27 protein-coding genes and 1 other RNA gene are annotated in these 25,176 nt (G+C 34.9%); 4 read left to right on the top strand and 24 right to left on the bottom strand.

Going from position 1 to position 25,176, the window contains the following annotated elements:
• Positions 1-66: 66 nt before the first annotated feature.
• From rnpB to GZ63_RS0106250, 5 genes are all read right to left on the bottom strand, one after another.
• Positions 67-440, bottom strand: an RNA gene (gene rnpB / locus GZ63_RS17340) — RNase P RNA component class B.
• 103 nt (positions 441-543) lie between these two features.
• Positions 544-852: a cell division regulator GpsB gene (gene gpsB / locus GZ63_RS0106265; RefSeq protein ID WP_038221003.1), complete on the bottom strand. Its 309-nt coding sequence runs from the start codon at positions 850-852 to the stop codon at positions 544-546.
• Between the two features lie 154 nt (positions 853-1,006).
• On the bottom strand, positions 1,007-1,414 hold the full coding sequence (locus GZ63_RS0106260) for a cytidine deaminase (protein WP_029267927.1): 408 nt from the start codon (positions 1,412-1,414) through the stop codon (positions 1,007-1,009).
• 44 nt (positions 1,415-1,458) lie between these two features.
• On the bottom strand, positions 1,459-1,809 hold the full coding sequence (locus GZ63_RS0106255; protein WP_029267925.1) for a DUF1798 family protein: 351 nt from the start codon (positions 1,807-1,809) through the stop codon (positions 1,459-1,461).
• 77 nt (positions 1,810-1,886) lie between these two features.
• On the bottom strand, positions 1,887-2,111 hold the full coding sequence (locus GZ63_RS0106250; protein ID WP_029267923.1) for a hypothetical protein: 225 nt from the start codon (positions 2,109-2,111) through the stop codon (positions 1,887-1,889).
• Positions 2,112-2,274: 163 nt separating this feature from the next.
• Here GZ63_RS0106250 and GZ63_RS18070 point away from each other — a divergent pair, with 163 nt between their 5' ends.
• The 3 genes from GZ63_RS18070 to GZ63_RS0106230 all read left to right on the top strand — a co-directional run bounded on the left by GZ63_RS18070 (position 2,275) and on the right by GZ63_RS0106230 (position 6,334).
• Positions 2,275-2,379 (top strand): spore protein, encoded by a 105-nt coding sequence (locus GZ63_RS18070; RefSeq protein ID WP_198020912.1) that lies wholly within the window; start codon positions 2,275-2,277, stop codon positions 2,377-2,379.
• 370 nt (positions 2,380-2,749) lie between these two features.
• Positions 2,750-3,337 (top strand): Holliday junction resolvase RecU, encoded by a 588-nt coding sequence (gene recU, locus GZ63_RS0106235; protein WP_029267921.1) that lies wholly within the window; start codon positions 2,750-2,752, stop codon positions 3,335-3,337.
• A gap of 18 nt (positions 3,338-3,355) precedes the next feature.
• The gene (locus GZ63_RS0106230) at positions 3,356-6,334 is read left to right on the top strand and encodes a PBP1A family penicillin-binding protein (RefSeq protein WP_084179046.1); all 2,979 of its coding nucleotides are present in this window, start codon (positions 3,356-3,358) and stop codon (positions 6,332-6,334) included.
• A 61-nt stretch (positions 6,335-6,395) separates the two neighbouring features.
• On the opposite strand, the gene nth is transcribed toward GZ63_RS0106230, so the two are convergent.
• From nth to GZ63_RS0106155, 14 genes are all read right to left on the bottom strand, one after another.
• Positions 6,396-7,046, bottom strand: coding sequence for an endonuclease III (gene nth / locus GZ63_RS0106225; protein WP_029267917.1), 651 nt, complete (start codon positions 7,044-7,046; stop codon positions 6,396-6,398).
• 1 nt (position 7,047) lies between these two features.
• Complete coding sequence (locus GZ63_RS0106220) at positions 7,048-7,725, bottom strand: DnaD domain-containing protein (protein ID WP_029267916.1); 678 nt, start codon at positions 7,723-7,725, stop codon at positions 7,048-7,050.
• A gap of 113 nt (positions 7,726-7,838) precedes the next feature.
• A complete protein-coding gene (gene asnS / locus GZ63_RS0106215) occupies positions 7,839-9,131 on the bottom strand; it encodes an asparagine--tRNA ligase (protein ID WP_029267914.1) in 1,293 nt (430 codons plus the stop codon).
• Positions 9,132-9,155: 24 nt separating this feature from the next.
• On the bottom strand, positions 9,156-10,343 hold the full coding sequence (locus GZ63_RS0106210; RefSeq protein WP_029267912.1) for a pyridoxal phosphate-dependent aminotransferase: 1,188 nt from the start codon (positions 10,341-10,343) through the stop codon (positions 9,156-9,158).
• Between the two features lie 39 nt (positions 10,344-10,382).
• A complete protein-coding gene (locus GZ63_RS0106205) occupies positions 10,383-10,910 on the bottom strand; it encodes a cell wall elongation regulator TseB-like domain-containing protein (RefSeq protein WP_051681409.1) in 528 nt (175 codons plus the stop codon).
• 204 nt (positions 10,911-11,114) lie between these two features.
• Positions 11,115-13,916 carry an ATP-dependent DNA helicase DinG gene (gene dinG / locus GZ63_RS0106200; RefSeq protein ID WP_029267909.1) on the bottom strand — a complete coding sequence of 934 codons (2,802 nt, stop codon included), beginning with the start codon at positions 13,914-13,916 and terminating at the stop codon, positions 11,115-11,117.
• 85 nt (positions 13,917-14,001) lie between these two features.
• On the bottom strand, positions 14,002-14,397 hold the full coding sequence (gene panD / locus GZ63_RS0106195; protein WP_029267908.1) for an aspartate 1-decarboxylase: 396 nt from the start codon (positions 14,395-14,397) through the stop codon (positions 14,002-14,004).
• Between the two features lie 14 nt (positions 14,398-14,411).
• Positions 14,412-15,281, bottom strand: coding sequence for a pantoate--beta-alanine ligase (panC, locus tag GZ63_RS0106190; RefSeq protein ID WP_029267907.1), 870 nt, complete (start codon positions 15,279-15,281; stop codon positions 14,412-14,414).
• A gap of 37 nt (positions 15,282-15,318) precedes the next feature.
• The gene (gene panB, locus GZ63_RS0106185) at positions 15,319-16,116 is read right to left on the bottom strand and encodes a 3-methyl-2-oxobutanoate hydroxymethyltransferase (protein WP_029267906.1); all 798 of its coding nucleotides are present in this window, start codon (positions 16,114-16,116) and stop codon (positions 15,319-15,321) included.
• A gap of 5 nt (positions 16,117-16,121) precedes the next feature.
• Positions 16,122-17,111, bottom strand: coding sequence for a biotin--[acetyl-CoA-carboxylase] ligase (locus GZ63_RS0106180; protein WP_029267905.1), 990 nt, complete (start codon positions 17,109-17,111; stop codon positions 16,122-16,124).
• The gene (locus GZ63_RS0106175; RefSeq protein ID WP_029267904.1) at positions 17,087-18,289 is read right to left on the bottom strand and encodes a CCA tRNA nucleotidyltransferase; all 1,203 of its coding nucleotides are present in this window, start codon (positions 18,287-18,289) and stop codon (positions 17,087-17,089) included. The genes GZ63_RS0106180 and GZ63_RS0106175 overlap by 25 nt, the downstream gene beginning before the upstream one ends.
• A gap of 15 nt (positions 18,290-18,304) precedes the next feature.
• Complete coding sequence (gene bshA / locus GZ63_RS0106170; RefSeq protein ID WP_029267903.1) at positions 18,305-19,432, bottom strand: N-acetyl-alpha-D-glucosaminyl L-malate synthase BshA; 1,128 nt, start codon at positions 19,430-19,432, stop codon at positions 18,305-18,307.
• A 182-nt stretch (positions 19,433-19,614) separates the two neighbouring features.
• The gene (dapB, locus tag GZ63_RS0106160) at positions 19,615-20,418 is read right to left on the bottom strand and encodes a 4-hydroxy-tetrahydrodipicolinate reductase (RefSeq protein WP_084179052.1); all 804 of its coding nucleotides are present in this window, start codon (positions 20,416-20,418) and stop codon (positions 19,615-19,617) included.
• Between the two features lie 28 nt (positions 20,419-20,446).
• Complete coding sequence (locus GZ63_RS0106155) at positions 20,447-20,764, bottom strand: nucleotide pyrophosphohydrolase (protein ID WP_390337598.1); 318 nt, start codon at positions 20,762-20,764, stop codon at positions 20,447-20,449.
• 195 nt (positions 20,765-20,959) lie between these two features.
• Between GZ63_RS0106155 and GZ63_RS0106150 the strand changes: the two genes are divergently transcribed.
• Entirely contained in the window at positions 20,960-21,832 is an 873-nt protein-coding gene (locus tag GZ63_RS0106150) for a YitT family protein (RefSeq protein WP_029267900.1), read from the top strand.
• Positions 21,833-21,898: 66 nt separating this feature from the next.
• On the opposite strand, the gene GZ63_RS0106145 is transcribed toward GZ63_RS0106150, so the two are convergent.
• The 5 genes from GZ63_RS0106145 to qcrB form a co-directional block, all read right to left on the bottom strand.
• Entirely contained in the window at positions 21,899-22,579 is a 681-nt protein-coding gene (locus tag GZ63_RS0106145) for a zinc metallopeptidase (RefSeq protein WP_029267899.1), read from the bottom strand.
• A gap of 60 nt (positions 22,580-22,639) precedes the next feature.
• Entirely contained in the window at positions 22,640-22,903 is a 264-nt protein-coding gene (locus GZ63_RS0106140) for a sporulation protein YpjB (protein ID WP_226374312.1), read from the bottom strand.
• Between the two features lie 90 nt (positions 22,904-22,993).
• Positions 22,994-23,569, bottom strand: coding sequence for a lipoprotein heptaprenylglyceryl N-acetyltransferase LhaT (locus GZ63_RS0106135; protein ID WP_029267897.1), 576 nt, complete (start codon positions 23,567-23,569; stop codon positions 22,994-22,996).
• Between the two features lie 134 nt (positions 23,570-23,703).
• A complete protein-coding gene (locus tag GZ63_RS0106130; protein WP_029267895.1) occupies positions 23,704-24,480 on the bottom strand; it encodes a menaquinol-cytochrome c reductase cytochrome b/c subunit in 777 nt (258 codons plus the stop codon).
• Positions 24,481-24,495: 15 nt separating this feature from the next.
• Complete coding sequence (gene qcrB, locus GZ63_RS0106125) at positions 24,496-25,170, bottom strand: menaquinol-cytochrome c reductase cytochrome b subunit (protein ID WP_029267893.1); 675 nt, start codon at positions 25,168-25,170, stop codon at positions 24,496-24,498.
• Between the last annotated feature and the right edge of the window lie 6 nt (positions 25,171-25,176).

Genomic DNA, 25,176 nt, shown 5'->3' with positions numbered 1-25,176 from the left:
AAAAAATCTTTTTTACATTCGTGTTGTAAAAAAGATTTTGTACGTATATTTTGCGACCGCAGTATACTCGATAAGCCATGTTCTGTTCCATTGTACTGAAGCGGTGGTCAGCCTTGTACTCCGGTTGTAATCATCTATCTACAAGTTTATTACTTGTCCCTCTTTCGGTTGATTTCCCTAATCAAGGATGCCCCTACCATTGTTTGGGTTGCTCACTCGTGGGGTTTACCCGTTCCACCCAGCATGTTTCCATCCTGGCTACGTCACTGTGGCACTTTCAAGGAATATTCCATATCCAATGGACTTAGGAATATTTCCTGCCGTTAACCAAAAAGGTTACCTTAACTTATGAATTCGTTAAGCACGAACACTACAAACATCTCAGTTTGTGTGAGCATGGACTTTCCTCTACACTTAGTGTGCAGCGATTACATGAGTATACATACCATATTCTATTTGTTATTATACCATAAAAACTTTTATAAAGCTTTTACAAAATGTGGAAAATGATCCATCAATGGATAACTTCGTTTTTAATAACACTTAAGCTTCTGCATCTGCCTCCGCATATTTTTTACCAAAAACTGCTTTTTCCAAATTGGAGAGTCTTTTTAAAACATCATAATTTACTTGCTGATTTGAATTAGCAGTTCTTGATCTGGTTTGGTCACTGGCTTTCCTAAGCCGTTCATTTTCTTGCTGAAGTTTTTCTAGTTCTTGTTGAAAGGCATCATAATCTTGGATAATTTTATCTAAAAATTCATCTACTTCTTCCTGATTGTAACCACGCATTGCTGTTTTAAAGTCTTTTTCAAGAATATCTTTTCCACTAAGCTGAATACCTGAACTCAATTTGATCACCCCATATTTTATACAAATCATTTCTATTTTTTCAAACAACGACCCTAAAGTCAATTTTATGATGATAATCCTATATTATGCCTAGTATAGTTTATATACCATTATAGCATTAAAAAAGAAAGCTGAAAATATCAGCTTCCATTTATTATGTCGATTCGTACTTTAAATCACCTGACTGGAACGAAAATGGCAACAAATCTTCCATCGTTATTGTTTTTGTCTGCTGAGTTAGGTTTGATAAATGAATATTCATAGAGCTATCAAAGAATTCGCTCATTACTTGTCGGCAAGAACCGCAAGGAGGCACTGGTCTGTCTGTATCAGCTATGACAGCCATCTCAAGAAATTCATTTTCACCATTTGAAATAGCTTTAAATATTGCAACTCGTTCTGCACAGCAAGTGACCGGATAGGCAGCATTTTCAATATTGCAGCCTGTATATATTTTACCGGAACTAGTGCGTACTGCAGCTCCGACAGGAAATTCTGAATACGGTACATACGCGTTGCTTCTTATTGATTTAGCTTCTGCAATTAATTGATCTTTAGACATTTGTGCTACTCCTTACTTAACTATTGTTAGGAAGAATTTAGTTTTTACTCTAATTCTCTAATAAGTTGTGCCAATATATAGTGGATGGAGTGGTTTAGTTCCATGTAGCGTCTGCGTTTAACATCTATATAGTAGCTATGCATTAATAACAGCTCCATATTTTCTTTTGTGGATGAAATTTGGTGTGGATGTACATTTACTTTCCTATCTTTAATTGTTTGCAGTGCTTCTTTCTCCCACTTCTCTATGAGCCTGTATACTGGTAATGTTTCCTCTTTAACCTTTAAAAAGAATTCTTTATCGCTTTTACTTTCAGGAGGGCTATTTTTTTCATAAATTTTCATTAAATAATCAAGATGTTGCTTAAACTGTTTGGTTTGTTCGATTAATTGCATGACAAAGACCGCCTTTTAGTACAATGCTTTATTCATCTTGATTTATTTTAACATTTTTAAGAAAATATAGCATCAAATTAAGTATACGATGGTCCCCCTTTCATTCGTTCTACCATCACTTCAATAAAATGTATTTCATTTTGCTGATGTTGGAAATGAAGTAAGATGTTGTTTTCGACCTTTATTGTTAACTGTTGGTCCATTAATCGTACTTGTTCGGAAATGTGTTGAAGCGACTTTTCAAACTCAGTTTTCGGTACGCCATTTTGCATTTGATCATTCTCATTAACTGCAAAAGTCATTTTTACCTCCACCTTTTTTTGATTGCTTAAGTCGCTATATTCGCTATAAGTAATAAACCTCCTTCATGTTCGACAAAACTAGAAGGAAAAGCACAAAACAAGTGTAGAAAACTCATTTTTTTATTATAAATAGACAAACTATCTAAGAAAGGAGGTAATTTTAATGAAAAGTCAAAGCAAGCAACAGAAAATGGAAAATCATCATAAGAAGAAATCCCTTAAAACTGGTGATAAAAAATTAAACGGGCCTAATCGTCCCGCAACATAAAGGATTAAAAATTGCTATCACCTTCACCTTAAAAGAATTGTCAATAATGGCAAACGCTTTTAAGGTGAAGGTGAATGAAAGAACTTTTATATGCCCCCTCATTTACTTCATTCATTACGAATATTATCATGCCCACCATACTAAAGTTTTTTTATGCTTGTGAAATTGCATACAAATGGGAACGGTGTATTTCAAATATTTTACCTGAAATTATGCGTATTTATTGGTTTTGATATATAATAAAGTTAGTTTCGTACATTTACTCTATTATTATTCAGATTTAATAAGGAAATGCCACAGAATTTATTTATAATTATCAAGTATTCGTTTTTCTGGTATGATACTGTAATATACTTAGGGGGACATCTATATGAATTATCCAAATGGAAAAAAGGCGGTATTACATCAGGAAGCAAAAGGTCAAGGAAAACAAAACTATAGTAATCGGGGGATGACTTTAGAAGAAGATATTAATCATACGAATGCTTATTATTTGACTAGTGATAAGGCAATTATTCATAAAAAACCAACCCCAGTTCAAATTGTAAACGTTCATTACCCAAAAAGAAGCGCAGCCGTTATTACTGAGGGATATTTTAAGCAGGCATCTACCACTGATTATAATGGCATATATCGAAATAGATATATTGATTTTGAAGCAAAAGAAACGAGGAATAAGACATTGTTTCCGTTATCGAATATACACGAACATCAAATCAAACATATGGAATCTATTGTAAACCATGGTGGAATATGTTTCTTAATAGTCCGTTTTACCGCCTTCAATGAAACGTACTACATCAAAGCTGAAACCCTCTTGTCTTATTGGAAAGATAAATTAAATGGGGGCAGAAAATCAATTCCATATTCTGCAATAAAACAGGAGGGCTACCAGATACCATTTCAATATCAAGCCAGGGTTGATTATTTAAAAGTCATAGATAAGCTTTACTTTTAGATTGGAGGAATATGAGCAATGGCAGATAAACGCCAAACTCGTACAGCACGAAGGAAGCAAAATAAACCAAAAAAGAAACCAATTTGGAAAAAGATATTATACACATTATTGATCATTGTTTTAGCAATTGGAATCGGTGTTGGAGCCCTCTTTACGTATTATATTGCCACAGCACCCCCAATTGACGAAGCTAAGCTATCAGATCCATTTCCATCCGTTGTCCTGGATCAAGACGGTGAAGTAGTAGAAAGTTTAGGTAAAGAACAGCGGACGAAAATTGAATATGAGGATTTACCGCAAGTATTAATTGATGCTGTAGTAGCAACCGAAGACTCCCGATTTTTTAAACACAGTGGGATTGATATACGAAGAATTGCGGGTGCAATTAAAGCTAATATAACAGAGGGTTTCGGATCAGAAGGAGCCAGTACGATAACCCAACAAGTTGTTGAAAATTCTTTCTTAACACCTGATAAGAAAATAAAGCTTAAAGTTCAAGAGCAATGGTTGGCTCTACAATTAGAACGTAAATATTCAAAAGAAGAAATTTTAGAGATGTACTTAAATAAAATATTTTACGGTAGTGGCGCATATGGCGTAGCTAAAGCTTCAGAAGTTTATTTTGGTAAAACAGATTTAAACGAACTAACGATACCTGAAGCAGCTATACTTGCAGGATTGCCACAGCGACCATCTGCTTATAATCCGTACGAAAATCCGGAGTTAACGAAAGAAAGAATGAATACGGTATTAAATTTAATGGTTAGACATGGGAAAATTTCTGAAAAAGAAGCAGAAGAAGCTAGGCAGGTTGATATTGAATCATTATTAGCTGGTAAACGCCCTGATCCAAATCTATATGAAGCTTTTATCCAACAAGTTGAAAAAGAAGTTGAAGAAAAAGTTGACGGGGCTAATATAAATACAGATGGTTTAAAGATTCATACGACATTGGATCAAGATGCACAGAAACATGTAGAGTCTTTATTAACGGATAGTGATGAAAACCCTATCCCCTACCCTGAAGAAGTAGTAGATGATGAAGGAAATAAGCATGACATGCAAGCCGGTATGGTTGTATTAGATACACAAACAGGAGCTATACAAGCGATCGGCGGCAGACGTAATAGTGAAAAAATTGGTGGTTATAATTACGCAATTGATGGTGGGAGACAGCCGGGTTCCACATTTAAACCGATTATAGCTTTCGGTCCGGCAATTGAGTATAATAAATGGTCCACCTATCATCAAATTAATGATGATCAGCCATATCAAATTGCGGGATCTAATAAAACAATTGATAACTGGAATAAACAGCATGAAGGATGGATGTCAGCACGTTACGCATTAAGTAAATCACTAAACGTACCGACATTAAAAACGTTTGATGAAGTAGGATACGATAAAGCACAGCAGTTTGCTAAGGGACTTGGACTAAACTTTAAAGATGGCAAGCTTGCCCTTACAGATGCAATTGGTGGTTCCGGGTCGTTATTTACACCTCTTGAAGTGGCTGGTGCTTATCGAGCTTTTGGAAATGAAGGAATCTATAATGAACCATATGCTGTTACGAAAGTAGAATTTCCAGATGGTAAGACAGTTGATTTAAAACCAGAATCAGAAGCTGTTATGTCTGATTACACTGCATATATGGTTACGGATATGCTAAAAACTGTTATGAGTGAAGGGACTGGAGTTGAAGCGAATATACCCGGACTTCATGTAGCTGGAAAAACCGGTACCACGAATCGAAAAAATGTTGATGGAAGTCCTGATTCATGGTTTAGTGGGTATACGACAGATTATACAATTTCTATATGGACCGGCTACGACGATAATAATATTCCATTACCGAATACAAAGATTCCACATGCCTTATTTAAAAATACAATGACAGAGTTATCAAAGGATAAGGAAACAAAAGACTTTGTAAAACCGGATTCCGTTGTTGAGGTTGATGTGGAAAAGGGATCCAACCCAGCTAAATTACCAAGCAGTCATACACCAAGTGATAAAATTATCACTGAATTGTTTGTTAAAGGGCACGAACCAGATAAAACATCAGAGAAATTCGATAAGCTAGATCCAGTCAGTAATTTATCTGCAACATATGATGAGGATAGTAATTCCATTAAAGTAAGTTGGGATTATAATTCGAAAGATGATATTGAATTTGAGGTTAGCGCAAGTGTAAATGGTGGCGGAATGAAAGGTATTTCATCTACAGAAGATAAATCCATCGAAATATCGGAAGTTGAAAAAGATGCTGAATACGAAATTCAAGTTGTTGCAGTTAATACGGAAACCTCAAGTAAAAGTGATCCAAAGACAACGAAGGTAAAACTCTCAGACGAAGAGGATGAAGATATCCCTTCTGTATCTGATTTAAGTGCAAAATATAATGAAGATAAAAAAGTGATTGATGTGACTTGGGCTTATGATGGACCATCTGCTTCATTTGAAGTAGAAGTATCACCAGGTGGGCAAACTCAAACAGTGAGTTCCAATGGTATAGAAGTCGGTGGTGCTACTCCTGGCGAAACCTATACCATTACTGTGACTTCAATAGGGAAAGATAATGATAATAAAGGTGATAGTCAAAGTACAAAAATATCGATTCCTGATGATGAAACAAGCGAAGGTGAAGAACCAGAAGACCCGAACGAGGAAGAAGAAAATGACTCTGAATCTGAGACAGACGAAAATAATGATCAAAAAGAAAGCATAGATGAAGAGGAAAACCAAAATACCGATAATGAAAATAGTCAAGATGGTCAGGAACAAGAAAATCAGCAGGAAGATCAAGATAAAGAACAAGAAGATCCACAAAGTGATCAAGGACAGGATCAGGATCAAGAACAAAATCAAGACCAAGATAAAGAACAAGAATCAAATAATCAGGAACAGCAACAGAATGATGAGGAACAAACAGATCAAAGTGATCAACAAGGAGATACGAACTCAAGTCCCTCTGATAATAATGCTGATAGAGAATAACAAAAAAGAGGCATTCCCTATGACAATTTAGGGAAGGCCTCTTTTCTATTGTAGTTAGATGTCACTTCGTTTTTTTCAACCTCTTTTTCCCTTCACGGCATAGGTCTAACAAAGGGCATGTTGGGCACTCAGGATTTCTAGCTTTACAATGGTAACGACCAAAAAAGATCATACGATGATGCGTTTCCCCCCACTCTTCCATTGGTATTTTTTTCATTAGAGTTTTTTCTACTTCTAATACGGAGTCTTTCCATCTGCAAAAGGCTAAACGTTTAGCAACCCGTTCTACATGCGTATCGACTGCGATTGCTGGTTCCTTAAATGCGACGGAAGCTACTACATTTGCAGTTTTTCTACCTACACCTGCAAGTTTCATTAGTTCTGTTTTAGAGTTAGGAACTTCTCCCCCATAATCATCTATTAAGGATTGACATAATTTGCGGATATTTTTTGCCTTATTTCGATAAAGTCCGATTGAACGGATGTCTTCTTGTAATTCTTCTAAGGGTACAGACAGATAATCCTCTGGTGTTTTATACTTTTTAAACAGATCCTTGGTTACTTTATTTACAAGTACATCTGTACATTGAGCAGATAGTAGTACAGCGATAACAAGTTCAAATGGATTCGAGTGGGTCAATTCACATTCTGCACGAGGAAACATGTCCCTCATGACATCTAAACAATGGGATATTTCTTTTTTATTTAACATATCATTCCTCGCTCTCCAACCAATTGTAATAAAATGATGTATCTCTTTTTGCATTGTTATTGGGTTTCATCACCTGTTTATCACGAAATGATTTGCTTTCTTCTCGAGCTTGTTCGACAGAATGTATTCCTTTCTTTTGCCAATCTCTTAGTATACGATCAATGTATTTGAAATTTAACTTTCCCATTAATACGGATTCTCTCAGCCCGGCTTTTATTAATGATGGGGCTATTTTATCCGCATCTAGCCATGAATTAATTGTTTCGATTTCAAAAGGTGAGAGCGGTCTCCCAAATTCTTGTTCAAATAAAATAAATATAGTTCCATCCAAATTTTCCTTTTCTATTTTTTTTTCATTAAAGAGCTTTTCCCATAGTGGATTGAGACAATACGCTTCACTTAATTGGTTTTGATTATTTTCCGTTTGTTCAATGGTAAGCAAATCTTTCTGAATAAGTCTTCGAAGTATGTTTGCACATTCTTTTTCATTTACTGTTAAGTATGACGAAAGATCAGCCGGAGTAGGAAAATCGTTATTTTCAAGCAAAAAGCGATGTAGCTGTAAAACAACCATTACTTCTTTCTCGTTCATTCCTAGGGATTTATAAGATGTGAGCAACTTTGTTGGAATTTGGATTTGATTTAATAATAATTGTTGAATCGAAAGGGATTTTGTCATTATATAACACCTCATTCTAAGTATATCATGTAAAAATAAACAGATGTCATATGAAAATCCCTTGCTAAAATTTCATGCAAGGGATTTTTAATTCCATTTAGTATTTGTCAACATTATGGATATAAACGATTTAATAAGCGTGGGAAAGGAATCGTTTCCCGCACATGGTCTATACCAGCTATCCATGCAACTGTGCGTTCAAGTCCTAGACCAAATCCCGAATGTGGAACGTTGCCGTATTTTTGTAAGTCTAAATACCATTCATATGCCTCTCCGGTTAATCCGTGTTGTTCATACCTTTCTTTCATTAATTCTAAATCATCAATACGCTGAGAACCGCCTATTATTTCTCCATATCCTTCTGGCGCTATTAAATCTGCACATAAAACCACTTCAGGGTGATCTGGATGAGGTTTCATGTAAAACGCTTTGATATCTGCAGGATAATTTGTAATAAATACTGGTTTATCAAAGTGATCAGCGATAGCCGTTTCATGAGGAGCTCCGAAATCTTCTCCCCACTCAATATCAGAAAATCCCTTTTCTTTTAATAAGTTAATTGCTTCATCATATGAAATTCTAGGAAACGGTGCTTTAATTTGTTCTAACTTAGATATATCACGATGGAGCGCAGCTAGTTCCAGCTGGCAATTTTTCAGTACAGATTGCGCAATAAAACTTACATAGTTTTCTTGTATTTCTAAACTTTCATCGTGGTCTACGAAAGCCATTTCTGGTTCGATCATCCAAAATTCGATTAGATGCCTGCGTGTTTTGGACTTTTCTGCACGGAAAGTTGGTCCGAAGGAAAACACTTTACCAAAAGCGAGAGCAGCTGCTTCTAAGTATAATTGGCCGCTTTGTGATAAATACGCCTCTTCATCAAAGTATTTCGTGTGAAATAGTTCAGTCGTTCCTTCTGCAGAAGAAGCAGTTAAAATAGGTGGATCAATTTTGACATAACCATTATCGTTAAAAAATTGATAAGTTGCACGAATAATTTCATTACGTATTTTCATTATTGCATGCTGTCTTTTTGAACGTAACCATAAGTGGCGATGATCCATTAAAAACTCAATTCCATGTTCCTTAGGTGTAATTGGATAGTCATTCGCTTCGTGAATAAGTTCAATATTCTCTACCTGCATCTCATAGCCTAAAGGAGATCTTTTATCCTCTACGATCTTCCCCGTGATATAAAAAGATGACTCTTGATGCATATTTTTAGCTAGCTGAAAAGTATTCTCACTTACATCATTTTTAGCTACAACTGCTTGCATAAAGCCAGTTCCATCACGTAGTTGTAAAAAGGAAATTTTTCCGCTTGACCGTTTATTCGTTAGCCAAGCTCCAATTGTTACTGTTTGTTCTTCATAATTAGCTGCCTGTGCTATCGTTGTTTTCAAAACAATGACCTCCATTACTCTGTATTATCCTCGATGATTTTCTACAAATCGTTTAATTCTTTTTGCTGCTTCTTTTAATAAATCAGTTGCTGCTGCATATGATAATCGTACATTGTCAGGTGATCCAAAGCCAGACCCAGGTACTAGAGCTACATTTTCTTCTTCCAGTAAAGCTGTAACCCACTCATCAACATTATTATAACCATTTATGAGTGCAGCTTCTTTTACATTAGGGAATAAATAAAATGCTCCCTTAGGCTTTACGCATTTAATTCCGGGGATTTCAACAAGTAATTCATAAAGAATTTCAAGTCTTTCTGAAAACACTTTCTTCATATTTGACAATGTTTCTGTGTCGGTTTCCTCGTATGCTGCAAGTGCTGCGTATTGAGCGATTGATGTAGGGTTAGAAGTAGATTGAGAAGCAAGGCTGGTCATCGCCTTAATAATTTTCGCATCACCCGCAGCATAACCAATACGCCATCCAGTCATAGCATGTGATTTACTTACCCCGTTGATAACAATTGTTTGTTGCTTAAGCTTATCGGATAAAGATGCAATTGATACATGTTTATCTTCTGTATAAATAAGTTTTTCATATATTTCATCTGAAACAATTACTATGTTATGCTTTGCGCAGATTTCCCCGATTTTAGCTAATTCATCTCTGTTATACATCATTCCAGTTGGGTTACTTGGTGAATTTATTACAATTGCTTTTGTTTTCTCTGTAATGGCTTGCTCTAGTTGTGATGGTGTAATTTTAAATTCATTGTCTTCTGATGCATCAACAATTACAGGTTTGCCACCAGCAAGTTTTACTTGTTCTGGATAGCTGACCCAATATGGAGCAGGGATGATGACTTCATCATCATTATTTAATATAACTTGAAATAAAGTGTATAAAGCATGCTTAGCTCCTGTTGTAACCACTATTTCGTCAGCCGAGTAGCTTAATTCATTTTCGTCTTTAAATTTGTGTATAATAGCTTGTTTAAGTTCATTTATCCCACCTGATGGAGTATATTTTGTCATTCCGTCTTTCATTGCCTTCTCTGCAGCTCGAATAACATAGTCAGGAGTGTTAAAATCTGGCTCTCCTACACCTAAGCCAATGACATCATATCCTTGTTGTTTCAATTCTTTTGCTTTTGCTGAAATTGCCAATGTTGATGATGGCGTTAAAGTTTTTACCCTATTTGCTAATTCCATACTTAAAAACCACCTTTAAAAATCTATTCTTATTTTTTATTAAAACATTTTTTTAAATCGATATTGTTCATAATGAGATCCATCATAAATAGATAAATAATCCAATGCATATCGGTCTGTACTATCAATATAAGTCAATTCCCATAATGGTTTATCTTTGACCATTGCTGGTTTAATTTTAATCATTTTACAGTCTTTACATTCGGAGTTCCACTGATTTAAAATTTTTTCTTTTGGAACGATTTTTGATTTATCTATAATTTTAACTTTTTTTTCTTTTTTCTTAAGTGGGAAAAAAACGATTTTGTTTTTCCCTTCTTCTGTTTTGCCGAAAAGAATATGAAAAGCCTGTTCACCATTAAAACGCTCTATTTCATCAATCGAGACAAGGTCTGTTTCCTCTAATATTTTTTCTTTGGTTTCTGCAAATCCTGCTACTTTGCTTTTTTGAATGGAATGGTATAAATAAATACTGTATATCAAGCCTACTAAAAGAAAAAGGCATAAAATCCAAAAGCCCCATTTTAACCAACTTGGAGCGTTGGATTGCATATAATTGTTCTTCATTTATTTTCATCCTTAAAAAATCTTCATTTTTTATCAAAATTTGCTACACATACAACATTATTCTTAGTTCAAACTAAGTATCACATATTAAATATGATATTAAATTATATTTGATGTATAATAAAAAATTTCTAACCTATACCATACCACAATCTTACTGATGCATGCGTGGATGCATCAGTATTTTTTTGTTTCTTTTGCTTTCTAAAACCATTCATCTGCTTTATTCATTAACTCATACGTAGGCTGGAAGCTAACTGGAACATTGGGAATTGATTCTATGAAAAACTTGCCATATCGTGCTTTCATAATCCGTGCATCACAGACGAAAACAATGCCACGGTCTTTCTTGGAACGAATTAATCTGCCAAAACCTTGTTTAAATCGAATCACGGCATTGGGTAAAGCTAATTCAAAAAATGCGTTTTTTCTTTCTTTTTTAATATGATTTGCTCGTGCTTCATAGACAGGATGGTCAGGTGGCTGGAAAGGTAGTCTTACAATCATCAAGCATGATAAGTCCTCACCAGGAATATCAACACCTTCCCAAAATGAACTTGTCCCTAATAAAATGGCTTTGTCAAAAGTTTGAAAATTCTTCTTTAATCGGGTTCTGCTACCGCTTGAGATTCCCTGTGCAATTAAAACATATTGATTTAGATCCATTATTTCTCTCAACAAGGAATAAGATCTTTTAAGCATGTTATAGGATGTGAAAAGTACAAGCATTCTTCCTTTTGTTATTTCCGCTAAGGATAATATAGCTTCACAAGTGGAATAAATAAAATCACCCAAATTTCCATGTTTAATATCAGGGAAATCATTTGGGACCATCAATTGAACTTGGTTCGTATAATCAAAAGGAGATATTATTTTGTTTGTAATTAATTTTTCAGAGTCTAAACCTAATCTGTTAACAATAAATGAAAATGAATTCCTCATAGTTAGGGTAGCACTAGTCAGTATAATGCTCTCTTTTTTATCAAAAAAGTCTTGTGCTAATAATGCTGCTACTTCCGTTGGTTCACTGTATAAGTATATCGCATTATTAAAGCTGTGTCTTTCCATTTCTACCCATTTTACATGTGTTGCAGACGCGTTTAACAAGAAGAAAGACTCGAGATGATCAATAAAGTTTTGTAAATGCTGCAAATGTCTCTTCAAATCTTCTTTATCATATTTATCAAAGACTTCCTGTTTATCCATTTGTTGATCTAAAAAGCTGAGAATATGGATTAAATCCCTTAATAAAAAGGATAAACGATTGGCCATTTCTTTTATTAATTGCCATGCCTTTGATGCTTCCTGGTCCTCTTCTATTTTGTATTGAATCCTCCCGATGTCACTTACAGATTTTTTATTCACTTTTTGATCCATTACATACTGAAATAGCGTACGAAATAAGTCATCTACCTCATATTTTGTCCGCAGGAAGATTTCGTTCCATTTTTCTAGTGATAATGCGTTAGGCCCTAAAGCACATTTTTCTACGATACGATTTAACCATTTTCCATCATCTGTTGTTCCAATTTGATTTAAGTTGTATTGCATATTTGAATAATCTAATTGCAAACCATAATGGCGTGATACAATATCTTCAAAATGATGAGCTTCATCGATAATTGCTTTATCATAACTTGGTAAAAATTGATAATCATTAAAAATATCTGTACATAATAATGCATGATTCGTTATGATAATATTTGCTTGTTGCGCCTTATTGCGGGCTTTTTGATAATAGGATTTAGAAAACCATGGTGAAGTTGGATCAACGTAGCTTTCTGTATCACTGGCTATTTTTTTATAGAAGAAATAGCCGTTTGAAGGTAAATGTATCTCGTCAATATCACCGGTTTCTGTCTCTGTTATCCAAACAAGAATCATCGCCTTTGTTAGTGTAATACCATAATTATCCTGTTCGCTTGAAGTTAATTCATGTTCAAATTTTTCCAAGCTAAGATAATGGTGTTTTCCTTTTAACAAAGCTGCTTGAAATGGAAGAGAAATTAACTTTTGAAGTAAAGGAATTTCCTCATCTAAGAGCTGCGTTTGCAATTGTGTTGTATATGTACTGATTACAAGCCTCTTATTTGAACGCAATGCTTCATAAATGGCTGTAATTAGATAAGCTAATGACTTTCCTGTCCCAGTTTCAGCTTCAATTAATCCATGTTTATGTGATTGAAATGCATCGAAAATGTCTTCAGACATCTCTCGTTGACCATCTCTTTTTTCAAAATTTTTCATTTGTTTTTGCATGCTTCCGTTCCATTCATAGATCGAATCTAAATAATCACCAAAGGACATATCCAAGTTAAGGGATTTTTCTTTTGAATTTTGAATTTGTTTAAATGCGAGACCCCGAAAAGATTCAATATTCTTTGTTTCGGTTGTAGAAAATGCTAATGCTTGCTGACGCTGCTCTAGCAGTGCATAAAGATCAGATTTTAGCATCTTTTCTAAATTGATTAAATGGGTTACTGTTTCATATGGTAAAGCATTTAGTTTTTCTTTAAGCTTTAGAAATAATTTTGCCGTGACATATGCATCTGATAAAGCTCTATGCGGGCTTTCATGAAATATCCCCAAATATTCAGCTAATTGCCCTAATTTATAACTGGGTGCCTGCGGATATAAAATTCGAGCAAGTTCCACTGTATCCAAAACAGGATTTGTAAGTTTATTTAGTCCATGGTTGCTTAATTCAGTATTTAAGAAGCTAAGGTCAAACGGCACGTTATGTGCTATTAAATAGTGATTGCCACATAACTCTATCATTTTTTTTGCTTTTTCTTTAAAAGTTGGTGCGTTTTGAACATCTTCATTTCGGATCCCCGTTAGATTGGATATGAAAGGTGGAATTTTTTTATTTGGATTGAATAAAGTAGAGTAATCATCTACGATTGTATCATTATCAACGATAACCATCCCAACTTCAATGATCTTGTCATTTTCTGTTGGAGAGTGACCTGTAGTTTCCAAATCGATTATAACATATCTCTCCACTTTTCTACCTACTCTCTTTCCATACTTTTATACGAATAAATAAAACTCTTATCATCATTCAAGTTGATAAGAGCTTTTTTAACCTTTATCTAATATCAACCACTTCCGTTAATGGTGGCTCTTGCTCTAAAAATTGCTCAATTTCATTATTTTCATTCATAATTGCAACCTTTGGCTTATGTGATGATAACTCCTCGTTAGAAAGGAGTGCATAAGATACAATAATAACAACATCATCAGGTTGTACATGACGAGCAGCTGCACCATTTAAGCAAATCATTCTGGAACCTTTAGGACCAGGGATAACGTACGTTTCTAAGCGAGCACCATTATTATTATTTACAATCTGTACCTTCTCATGCGGTAAAATGCCAACTTTTTCTAGAATATCCTGATCAATCGTAACACTGCCAACATAATTTAAATTTGCTTCTGTAACACGTGCCCGATGAATTTTTGCTTTCATCATCGTTCGAAACATACTGGTTCCTCCTATTATAAATGGTTTATGAGTTGTCCACGTTTATCAAAGATAAGATTGTCAATTAATCTAGCATGCTGAAAGTGAACTGCTAATGCTAATATAACAGGTTGATCAATTACAGTAATAGGTTGTAATTTTGGATAACTAAAGATTTCGACATAGTCAATAACCCCATTAGTTTGATCGATGATTGTATCCGAAACCTCTTTTACAATAATATCAGGATTTAATTCTCCGTCAACTACTAATTGTTGCCCCTGTAATAAAGCCTTATATAACCATGCAGCCTCTTCCCTCTCTTCATTGTTTAAATGTACATTTCTGCTGCTTTTTGCTAGTCCATCTCGTTCTCGAATAGTCGGAACACCGACTAATTCGATTGGAAAGTTCAATTCGTTGAGGAGTGCAGAAACAACAGCAAGCTGCTGTGCATCCTTCATCCCAAAATATACTTTATTGGGTTGGACAATATGGAATAATTTTGTCAATACTGTTATTACCCCTTCAAAATGTCCAGGTCGAGATTTACCACATAATACATCAATCCTACCTTTAATAGACAGTTCAATAATCCGTTTATTTGGATACATATCTTTAGCATCCGGAATAAATAAAATATCAACGCCTACTTCTTCAGCGCGTAGCTTATCTTTTTCCTCGTCACGAGGATACTGCTCATAATCTTCATTCGGTCCAAACTGAAGGGGATTTACGAATATACTTGTAACAACAATGTCATTATCTTTTTTTGCTTTTTCCATTAAATTTGTATGACCATCATGAAAAAAGCCCATTGTTGGAACAAAACCGATTTGTTTATTACTTTTTTTCAATTGATTAATTTTTTCAAGCATGTCTTCGATGGAGTGAATAATCTCCATAATATCAACCTACCATTCATTTGGTAATAATAGTTTATCATTTAAAAGAATGCGCATCTAAAGGAAATTCACCTTGTTTTACGTCTGATATATAGGATGAAATAGCTTCTTTACCCATGACATTAAAATCAGCATAAGGTTTTACGAACTTAGGTAAACGGTTTATCCCATATTTTAATATGTCGTGATAAACAAGAACTTGACCATCGCAATGAGCGCCTGCACCTATACCGATGGTTGGAATAGAAAGTTCATCCGTAACTATTTTTGCCAGATCTTGCGGTATACATTCAAGCACTAAAGCAATTGCTCCATGATCAACTACCTGTCTGGCGTCCTCAAGCAGTTTTTTAGCTGTATCTTTATCTCTTCCCTGAACTTTATATCCGCCTAATACATTAACTGTTTGCGGTGTTAATCCTAAATGTGCTACAACTGGAATCCCGGCATTAGTTAGATGTCTTGTTAGATTTAATACCCCACTGGAAGCCCCTTCTAGTTTGAGGGCTTGAGCATCTGTATGCTGAAAAATATTTCGTGCATTGGCCAGAGATTCTTCTAATGATATATGATAAGACATAAAAGGCATATCAACTACCATAAAAGTATCTTTTGCTCCTCGTTTTACAGCTTTTGCGTGATGAATCATATCATCAATCGTAACTTGAATTGTAGATGTATAGCCAAGTACAACCATTCCGAGAGAATCTCCCACTAAAATCATATCAACACCGGCTTCTTCTGCAGTTCTTGCTGATGGATAGTCATAAGCGGTGATCATCGATATTTTATCGTTCTGCTGTTTCATTTTTTGCAAATCAAGCGTGCTTAACATGTTCATTATTCCTCCTTTTGAAACCAATTGATTTCTCCAGAATATAATTGTTTAGTTTCTCCCTGTATTGTTTTTATTAATAATGCACCATCTTCCGCAATTCCTGAAAATATTGCTTTGAATTCTTCTTGTAATGTTTTAACCCAAATGGTTTTTCCGATTTTAAATCCGTAACTTTCCCATTTATTTTTAATATGTGGGAATCCATTTTTTATGTATGTATCATAACTTTGTTCAAATGTTACTAATATTTCTTGGATAAGTTTTACAATATCCCACGTTTGATTTGTTTCTATTTTTAATGATGTAGCTTTCTTTTGTATGATATCTGGGAAGTCATTCTTTGCTTGATTCACATTAATGCCCATACCTATGACAACATATTGTATTTGATCCTGTTCCGCTTGCATTTCAGTCAATATACCAGCTGTTTTTTTACTGTGCATAAGAATGTCATTTGGCCATTTAATTTGAGGTCTAATTTTGGTAACGGAATAAATGACATCTGCCAGTACTGTAGCGGTTAATAATGTTAATTGCGGAGCAAGGTAAGGTGAAATGTTAGGTCTTAAAATAAGACTTAACCAGATCCCCTTTTGTTTCGTCGAATGCCACTGCCTGCTCATTCTTCCTCTACCACTTGTTTGTTCATCCGCTATGACGACTGTTCCGTGCAGAGCATCATTTTGTGCTGCTTGATGTGCAATGATTTGAGTAGATGGTGTAGAAGTTTTGTGGATAATAGATTTACCGATCCATTGTGTATTTAATCCCCATTGAACTGTATTTTCACTTAGTTTATCCGGCAGGCGTATCATACGGTATCCTTGATTTGATTTACCTTCAATTTCATAACCATCTTTTTTTAATTTTTCCATGTGTTTCCAGATTGCACTTCGCGATATATTGAGCTTTTCTGATAGTAATTGACCAGATATATAGTCATCTTTACTAGCTGCTAAAAGTTTTATTAATTTATTTCGGGTGGATTGCATCGTATCCATTCCTTTAATGTGTATTTTGTATTTATTATTCTTCCTAAAACTACCTCTTTTTCCAGACGATTGATCGTATTTTTTAACCAAGGTCCTTTTGGTGCTTCTGGAAAAAGCTCCATTAAATGATTACCATTAAGAGCTAAATCTTTTTTAGATTGTATAGGGAGTTCACGTACCAATTTTTTCATTGTTGGTTCAATCGGATAATCCTCCGGATGAAAAATACTTATTAATCGGTCAAATCCACTATAATAGACTGAATCCAATTGATAAACTAGCCATTTATCTATTTGATGTTCCTGGTAATAACGAAGCGCATCTATCAATTGTATCGCTTCCTGCTTTATTTTATTGGAGCATTTCCATGCTTTGACCCAATTTATGATAGGAACTTGTGGTTCGATATAATGGAATAAAGCTATGGTTTCTCCAAAAGAATAGAGCGGTTTTAATGATTTTGGCAGTTTGTGAATAATACCTGGGTATTGTGCTATAATAGGCAGGTTTTTATAAATTTCCGTCCTTTTTAAATAGTCAATTCCTAAGTTTAAATAGCTGCCGGCAAATAGTTTTGTAATTTCTTGTGTGATACGCTCTTTCGCAAGGTTTTTAATTTGCTTTTTAACTTGTTCCATCGCTTGCAGTGTATCATGATCAATGAAAAAACCAAGCTGACCAGAAAATCGTATAGCACGTATAATTCTTAATGGATCTTCTGTAAACCTTTCATATCCATCACCTACCGTACGTATTACTTTTTGTTGTAAATCTTTTTTTCCACCAAATAAATCAATGATTTTTCCATTCATATCCATCGCTAAAGCATTTATGGTAAAGTCTCTTCGCTCTAAATCTTTATCAACGGCACTTACGAACGTTACTTCATCAGGGTGGCGCTGATCTGTATATTTGCCGTCTACCCTAAATGTAGTAACTTCAAAAGATTGTTGTTTGTGCCTAACAATGACTGTTCCGTGTTCAATTCCAACAGGGATTACCTTATCGAAAATATTTTGAACCATTTTTGGTGCTGCAGATGTTGCTATATCAATATCCCCTATTTCACGGTTCAATAACAAATCGCGAACGCACCCGCCAACAAAGAAAGCTTGATGGTTGTGACTATTCAATTTATCAATGACTTCTTTCCCTGCAAGAAAAGCTTCTGTGAGCATATGAATCACCTTTTTCTAGGATATACCCAATACGTTATTATAAATATCGATATATTGTTTTACTATTTTTTGAGAATGAAATTGTTCTTCAGCATCTATTAGAGCATTCTCTGAAATTTGTTGTAGTAATTCATGATCACTCAGTAATCGTATTGCGTAGTGGGCCGCTTCATCGGTATCTCCTAATTCTACCAAATAGCCGGTTTTACCATGTTGAATTACTTCAGGTATTCCTCCTACATTCGTTCCTATGCATGGTACTTCACACGCCATTGCCTCGAGCAAAACAAGTCCAAAGCTTTCTTTTTCGGAAAGAAGTAATTTCAAATCTGATATGGATAATAATTCACTAATGTTTTTTTGTTTACCTAAAAAGAATACATCATTACTTAATCCGAGGTTTTTGACCAATTGGCATATGGAAGAATATTCTGGACCATCCCCAATTAAGAGTAATTTGGAGTTTATTTCATTGTTTATTTTTTTAAAAGTTTGTACGACATCTTGAACACGTTTGACTTTCCTGAAATTGGATATATGGATGATTACTTTTTCATCTGGTTTAATCCCGTATTGTTGTTTTAACGTAGGGTCTTCCTTTTTTTCGTAATCCTCTTCATTTACAAAATTATAAATCACTGATATGTCTTTGGTTACTCCCAACATATCGACTGTCTGCTTAGCTAGACTTTGTGAGACTGCGGTAACTGCATCTGATTGTTCAATCCCGTGTTTAATCATCTTTTTAAATGTAGGATCGAACCCTAAAACTGTAATATCAGTTCCATGTAACGTAGTAACAATTTTTACATCATGTTCCGCTATATCTCTTGCTAATATGGCACAAATTGCATGAGGCATAGCATAATGTACATGCAAAATATCAAGTTTTTCTCTATCAATAACTTCTGCCATTTTCGTAGCCAAAGCAAGATCATATGGAGGATATTGGAAAACCGGGTAATGATTAATTTCAACTTCATGATAGTAAATCATTGGTGATACTGAATTTAAACGAAAAGGCAAACTAGATGTTATAAAATGAATTTCATTTCCCTGCTCAGCTAAGAGCATGCCCAACTCTGTTGCAATTACACCAGAGCCGCCAACAGTTGGATAACATGTAATTCCTATTTTTTTCATAATCTTCTATCCTTTTCTATATGTTTTTTTACAACATCTCGCCAATTCGAATTCCTACTATTACTATTTAATTCCTTAATAAATTGGTTTTTCTTATCATGTGCAAATAATGCTATATTCATAAAAGACCCCCTCACTTCCATGGGAAAATGCAGTATCTGTCTATATAAGAGGATAGGATGTTATTTGTTAAGCAGTATGTTTTCTAAGCCATAAATAAGTCCTTTTAAGAGCATCACTTCTTCTATTGCAAACTTGATTCCTTCCATAAAGCTTTGCCGGTTATAAGAATCATGCTTGATGGTAAGGGTTTGTCCAGAGCTGCCAAATGCAACTTCTTGATGTGCTACAAGTCCTGGTAATCGCATACTATGAATTCGCATACCATCAATATTGGCTCCGCGTGCCCCCTGCAATGTTTCTTTTTCTTCTGGATGTCCTTGATTTTTTGCATTTCTTGTATCCATGATAAGTTCAGCGGTTTTGATTGCTGTTCCGGACGGGGCATCTAATTTTTGGTCATGATGCTTTTCAATAATTTCTACATCTGGGAAAAATTTTGCCGCCATTTGTGCGAATTGCATCATAAGTACTGCGCCTATTGCAAAGTTGGGAGCAATAAGACAACCGATCTGTTTATCATTTGATAAGTAGGTGAGCTCCGTAATTTGGTCCTTTGTAAATCCAGTAGTACCTATAACGGGACGAATGTTGTATTGTAATGCCAATTTTGTATGTTCAAAGCCGATTTCTGGTATCGTCAAATCGACAAACACATCTGCATTCACATTTTGAAAGCATTCATTTGGGTTATCAAATATAGGTATTTCAATATCTGGCAAACCTTCAATATCTTTTACTTGTTTTCCATTATTCTTTCGATCGATACAAGCAACTAGTTCAAAGTTAGCTTCATGATAAACCATATTAACTGCTTCTGAACCCATTTTCCCCCGCGGTCCAGCTATAATTACTTTAATGTTCATCATTGTAGGCCCCCCAATTTATTATTATTCATTTGCGTGTCCACCGATTCTTATCTCTTGTTTCAAATTTTGTTATAGAAGATTCGAAGGCTTTTGATAAATCAATATCGAGGGAGTTTGCAAAACAAGTGAGGACAAATATTATATCACCGAGCTCCTCTTCTACTGTTTTTTCTGGTTCTGTTGCTTTTTTAGGCTTTTCCCCATGGGAATGATTTATTTCACGTGCTAATTCTCCAACTTCTTCCGTTAAGCGAGCCATTAAACTTAACGGGGAAAAATAACCTTCCTTAAATTGCGATATGTAGTCATCGACACGTTTTTGTATATCTTTCGTATTGTATATAACTTTATTGATAGTAAAATCCCCTTTTATGATTTATTCTTCTATTATGTTAGCTAAAAGAAGCCTCTTTGACAAATGATATATTCTGTTTAAATAAATTGCATAGGATTGTGCAAGGAATACATAATGAATTATAATGAGTAAAAGCAATCATTTGTTTTGGAAAAGAAATATATAAATGGGAGGTTCATTTATATGATTTTCGGCTTAAAATTTAAAAATATATTTTTTATTTTATTTGGTTCAGCTATTTTCTCTTTTGGAATTGTTCATTTTAATATGCAGAATAATCTGAGTGAGGGTGGATTTACCGGTATTACGCTACTTTTGTATTTTCTTTGGGATTTAGACCCTGCAATATCAAATCTCGTACTTAATATTCCAGTATTTTTTATTGGATGGAAATTTCTTGGACGAAATACATTTCTTTATACCATAATTGGAACAGTGGCTGTATCTCTTTTTTTAAGTGTTTTTCAAATTAACCCATTTCCTACTTATTTACAATCAGATATGACGTTAGCGTCCCTTTTTGCTGGTGTATTTATTGGAGTTGGCCTGGGTATTATTTTTCGTTATGGAGGCACTACCGGAGGGGTGGACATTATAGCACGGCTTGTCCACAAATATGTAGGATGGAGTATGGGAAAGACGATGTTTGCATTTGATTTTGTTGTTATTACCACATCCGTATTTGTGATTTTAGATTTAGTGGAAGGAATGTATACACTTGTGGCTGTTTTCATCGCTTCTCGAGTAATTGATTTTATTCAAGAGGGAGCTTATGCTGCTCGGGGTGCTACGATAATCTCTGGGAGAAGTGATGAAATAGCGGAAAAAATTAACGTGGATATGGATCGTGGCGTCACCGTTTTAGCTGGAAGGGGCAGTTTCACAAAAGAAAGCCGGGATGTTTTATACTGTGTTGTTGGAAGGAACGAAATCGTACGTTTAAAGAATTTGATTAATACCATTGATCCCCACGCATTTGTTGCAATAAGCTCTGTGCATGATGTTGCTGGAGAAGGATTTACATTAGATGAAAATAAAAACCCGATTAATACTTGAAATATGTGAAACAATTGTCGGAATAGTTGAATAAAAAAATGACCGTCTTCCGTGACGGCCATTTTTTTATTCATTACTTGCCAAAAACATCATCACAAATCGGATTAATTCAGCGACTGCTACTAGCGCTGCTGCAACATATGTTAGTGCTGCTGCATTTAAAACTTTTTTGGTTTCGCGTTCTTCATTGTTTTTAATAATACCTGTTGATATTAATTGTGTCATCGCTCTACTTGAAGCATTAAATTCAACAGGCAATGTTACAAGCTGAAATAAAACGGCAGCGGACATAAAAATAATACCAAATAGCACTAAATTCATCATACCAAAAATAAAGCCTGCTAGAATAAGAAAAAACGACATATTTGACCCTAAACTTGCAACGGGTACTAATGCACTTCTGAATCGTAAAAATGCATATTCTTCTCCATCTTGAATTGCATGTCCGACTTCATGTGCAGCAATAGCTGAGGAAGCCATTGAGTGGCCATGATAATTATCACTAGAGAGTCGAACTACTTTTTTTCGAGGGTCATAGTGATCAGAAAGCACCCCTTTTGTTTCTTCAATTTGGACATCATATAATCCATTGTCATCTAGAATTGTACGTGCAACTTCTGCACCTGTCATTGTTGATGATGTTGGTATTTTTGAATATTTTTTATATGTTTTTTTGACTTTAGATTGCGCCCACAATGGAATAATCATAAGCAGGGCAATATAAATAATATAACCACCCAGTGACATATTCATTCCTCCTATTTTACTATATCCATAGGTCAATTTTAGTCAAAAATAGGATTAACGTCAACTATTTGAATCCTTTTCTTTTTTTTCTTCGCCTTTATATTTTCTCCAACTAACATAGGATAATGTAAAAGCTATACATCCTCCAACAATAATAATCATCCAATAAAAAGGAATCATTTCAGAATCTTTCTTAGGTGCTGTAGCAGGTTCTGGTGGAGGTTGTTCAGCCGCTTCTATTGGATTAATATTGGTTATAAAATAAATAATAATCCCTACGAGTATGATGACGAGTAATTGTATCTGAGTTTTAACAATCTTCACCATAGAGATCACCTCGCATCCATCTTGTTATACTAATGTATGTGAGGAAGTAGGAAGATATAACAATTTACTTTTACACCATAGAAAAATCTAGAAGCTATGTTTTGAAGAAAGTGTTAAACGATAAGTAATAATAATTGAGATAATACTTAGCCAAAAAGTGAAGTAGCCTATTTCGTTCATGTATTTTGTTAATGATGAATAAACCGGCATCATTTCAAAAACGTAGTCAATGATGTCATTATGTAATGTCCAAATTGCTGCAACGGCAATATGTTTTAATCTAATTGCATAATAAGGGGCATATAATAATCCTTGAATTGCCATTGCACCATGGGAAATCATTAACATATAGCCTTCCCAGCCCAAATTACCACTTAGAATTAATGTGAGAAAGTTCATAATTACAGCCCAAACACCATATTTAAACAAGGTAATCATGGCAAGTGCCTCTATGTATGGTGTGTTTTTATTAAATAAGAAAAATAATAAGAAAATGGTAAAGAATAAACTTGCTGTAGGACTATCAGGCACAAAAGCTAAAAAGATACCAGGGGTTATGGCTAATTGGCTTTTATACCAAACAAAACCGTATATGGTTCCAATTAGGTTAATCAAAAAAAGTCCAAGTAAAAATCTTTTATCAAGCAAAATATATTTAATCATGGAAAATGCCCTTTCTTTAAATGGAAATAGGATGCAAACTTATTACTAATAAAGAGAGTTCGAAACAGCTAATTAGATGAAAAGAACATCTTTACCGATACATGGCAAAGATGTTCTTCTTTTAGTTTCGTTTTTTATTCAGCCTGTTCATTCACCGAAACAATAAAATCAACTAATTGCTTTAATTCCTCATCTGACCCTGTAAATTGATCTGCTGGCATACTTCCGATACCATTTTTTGCTATATCTCCTATTTCTTCAGGAGAGTGTTCGGTTCCAATTAAGGACGGTCCTGCACTTCCTCCAGAAAGATCTTCTCCATGACAGGACATACAGTTTGATTCAAAAATAGCATATCCCGGATCTTCTTGATCAATTTCTATGTCTGATTCTGGTACAGGTTTGTTCTCTTCAGCACGTGCCTCCCAGTCAACTGCAGCTGCAGATTCATAAGTTAGCCATATAACAGAGGCTAATCCTAGCAGCATCATTGTAACAGCGATTGGACGTCGGTGTGGTCTGCGTCCAGGTCCTTTGTCTAGAAATGGTGCCAGTAATAGTCCACCAAATGCTAAACCAGGGATAATTAGAATACCAAATAATACATACGGTCCACTTGCAAAGTCATATTTTAAAAGTTCATATAAGAACAAGAAGTACCAGTCCGGCAATGGTATATAGGCAGCGTCGGTTGGATCTGCAACCCCTTCTAATGGAGAAGGATGTGCTAGTGTTAAGCTAAGGAATCCAACTAAAAATACTGATCCTACTAACCATTCTTTCAATAAAAAGTTGGGCCAAAAAGCTTCTGTTCTCCCAGGATACTCGGAATAGTCTTTGGGTATATTTGGTTTACTTTCAGCAGAAATTCGTGAGTCTCCGACAAACTTCATACCTTTTCCTCTTTGCACAGTTATCCCTCCTTTTTATAGTGGTCCAGCAATACCTTGTCTGCGAATTAAGATGAAATGTACTGCTAATAATCCAAATAATGCTGCTGGTAAGAAGAATACGTGAATTGCAAAAAATCGAGTTAACGTTTGAGCACCAACGATATCTGCATCACCAGCTAACAATGTTTTTAAATGCGTGCCGATAAATGGAACTTGTTCTGCAATTTCAAGCCCAACCTGCGTTGCAAAATAAGCTTTATTATCCCATGGCAATAAATAACCTGTAAACCCTAAGCCTAGCATAACAAAGAAAATTAATACTCCAACCATCCAGTTAAGCTCACGTGGTTTTTTATATGCTCCTTGAAAAAACACACGCATCGTATGTAATAGCAACATTACGACAACGACACTAGCGCCCCAATGGTGCATACCTCTTACTATTTGACCATGTGCTACTTCTGTTTGTAAATAATATACAGATTTCCAAGCATTTTCAATATCCGGTACATAGTACATCGTTAAAAACATTCCGGAAAGAATCTGTATAACTACAACAAAGAACGTTAAGCCACCGAAACAGTATACAAATGCTGAAAAATGGTGAGCGGGGTTAACGTGTTCTGGCACTTCATGGTCAGCAATATCACGCCATATAGGCGTAATGTCTATGCGGTCATCAATCCAGTCATATATTTTTTGTAGCATGTTTTA

Source organism: Virgibacillus alimentarius (genome assembly GCF_000709085.1).
Taxonomy (GTDB): domain Bacteria; phylum Bacillota; class Bacilli; order Bacillales; family Amphibacillaceae; genus Virgibacillus_B; species Virgibacillus_B alimentarius.
This window is presented reverse-complemented; position numbering and strand designations above follow the sequence as displayed.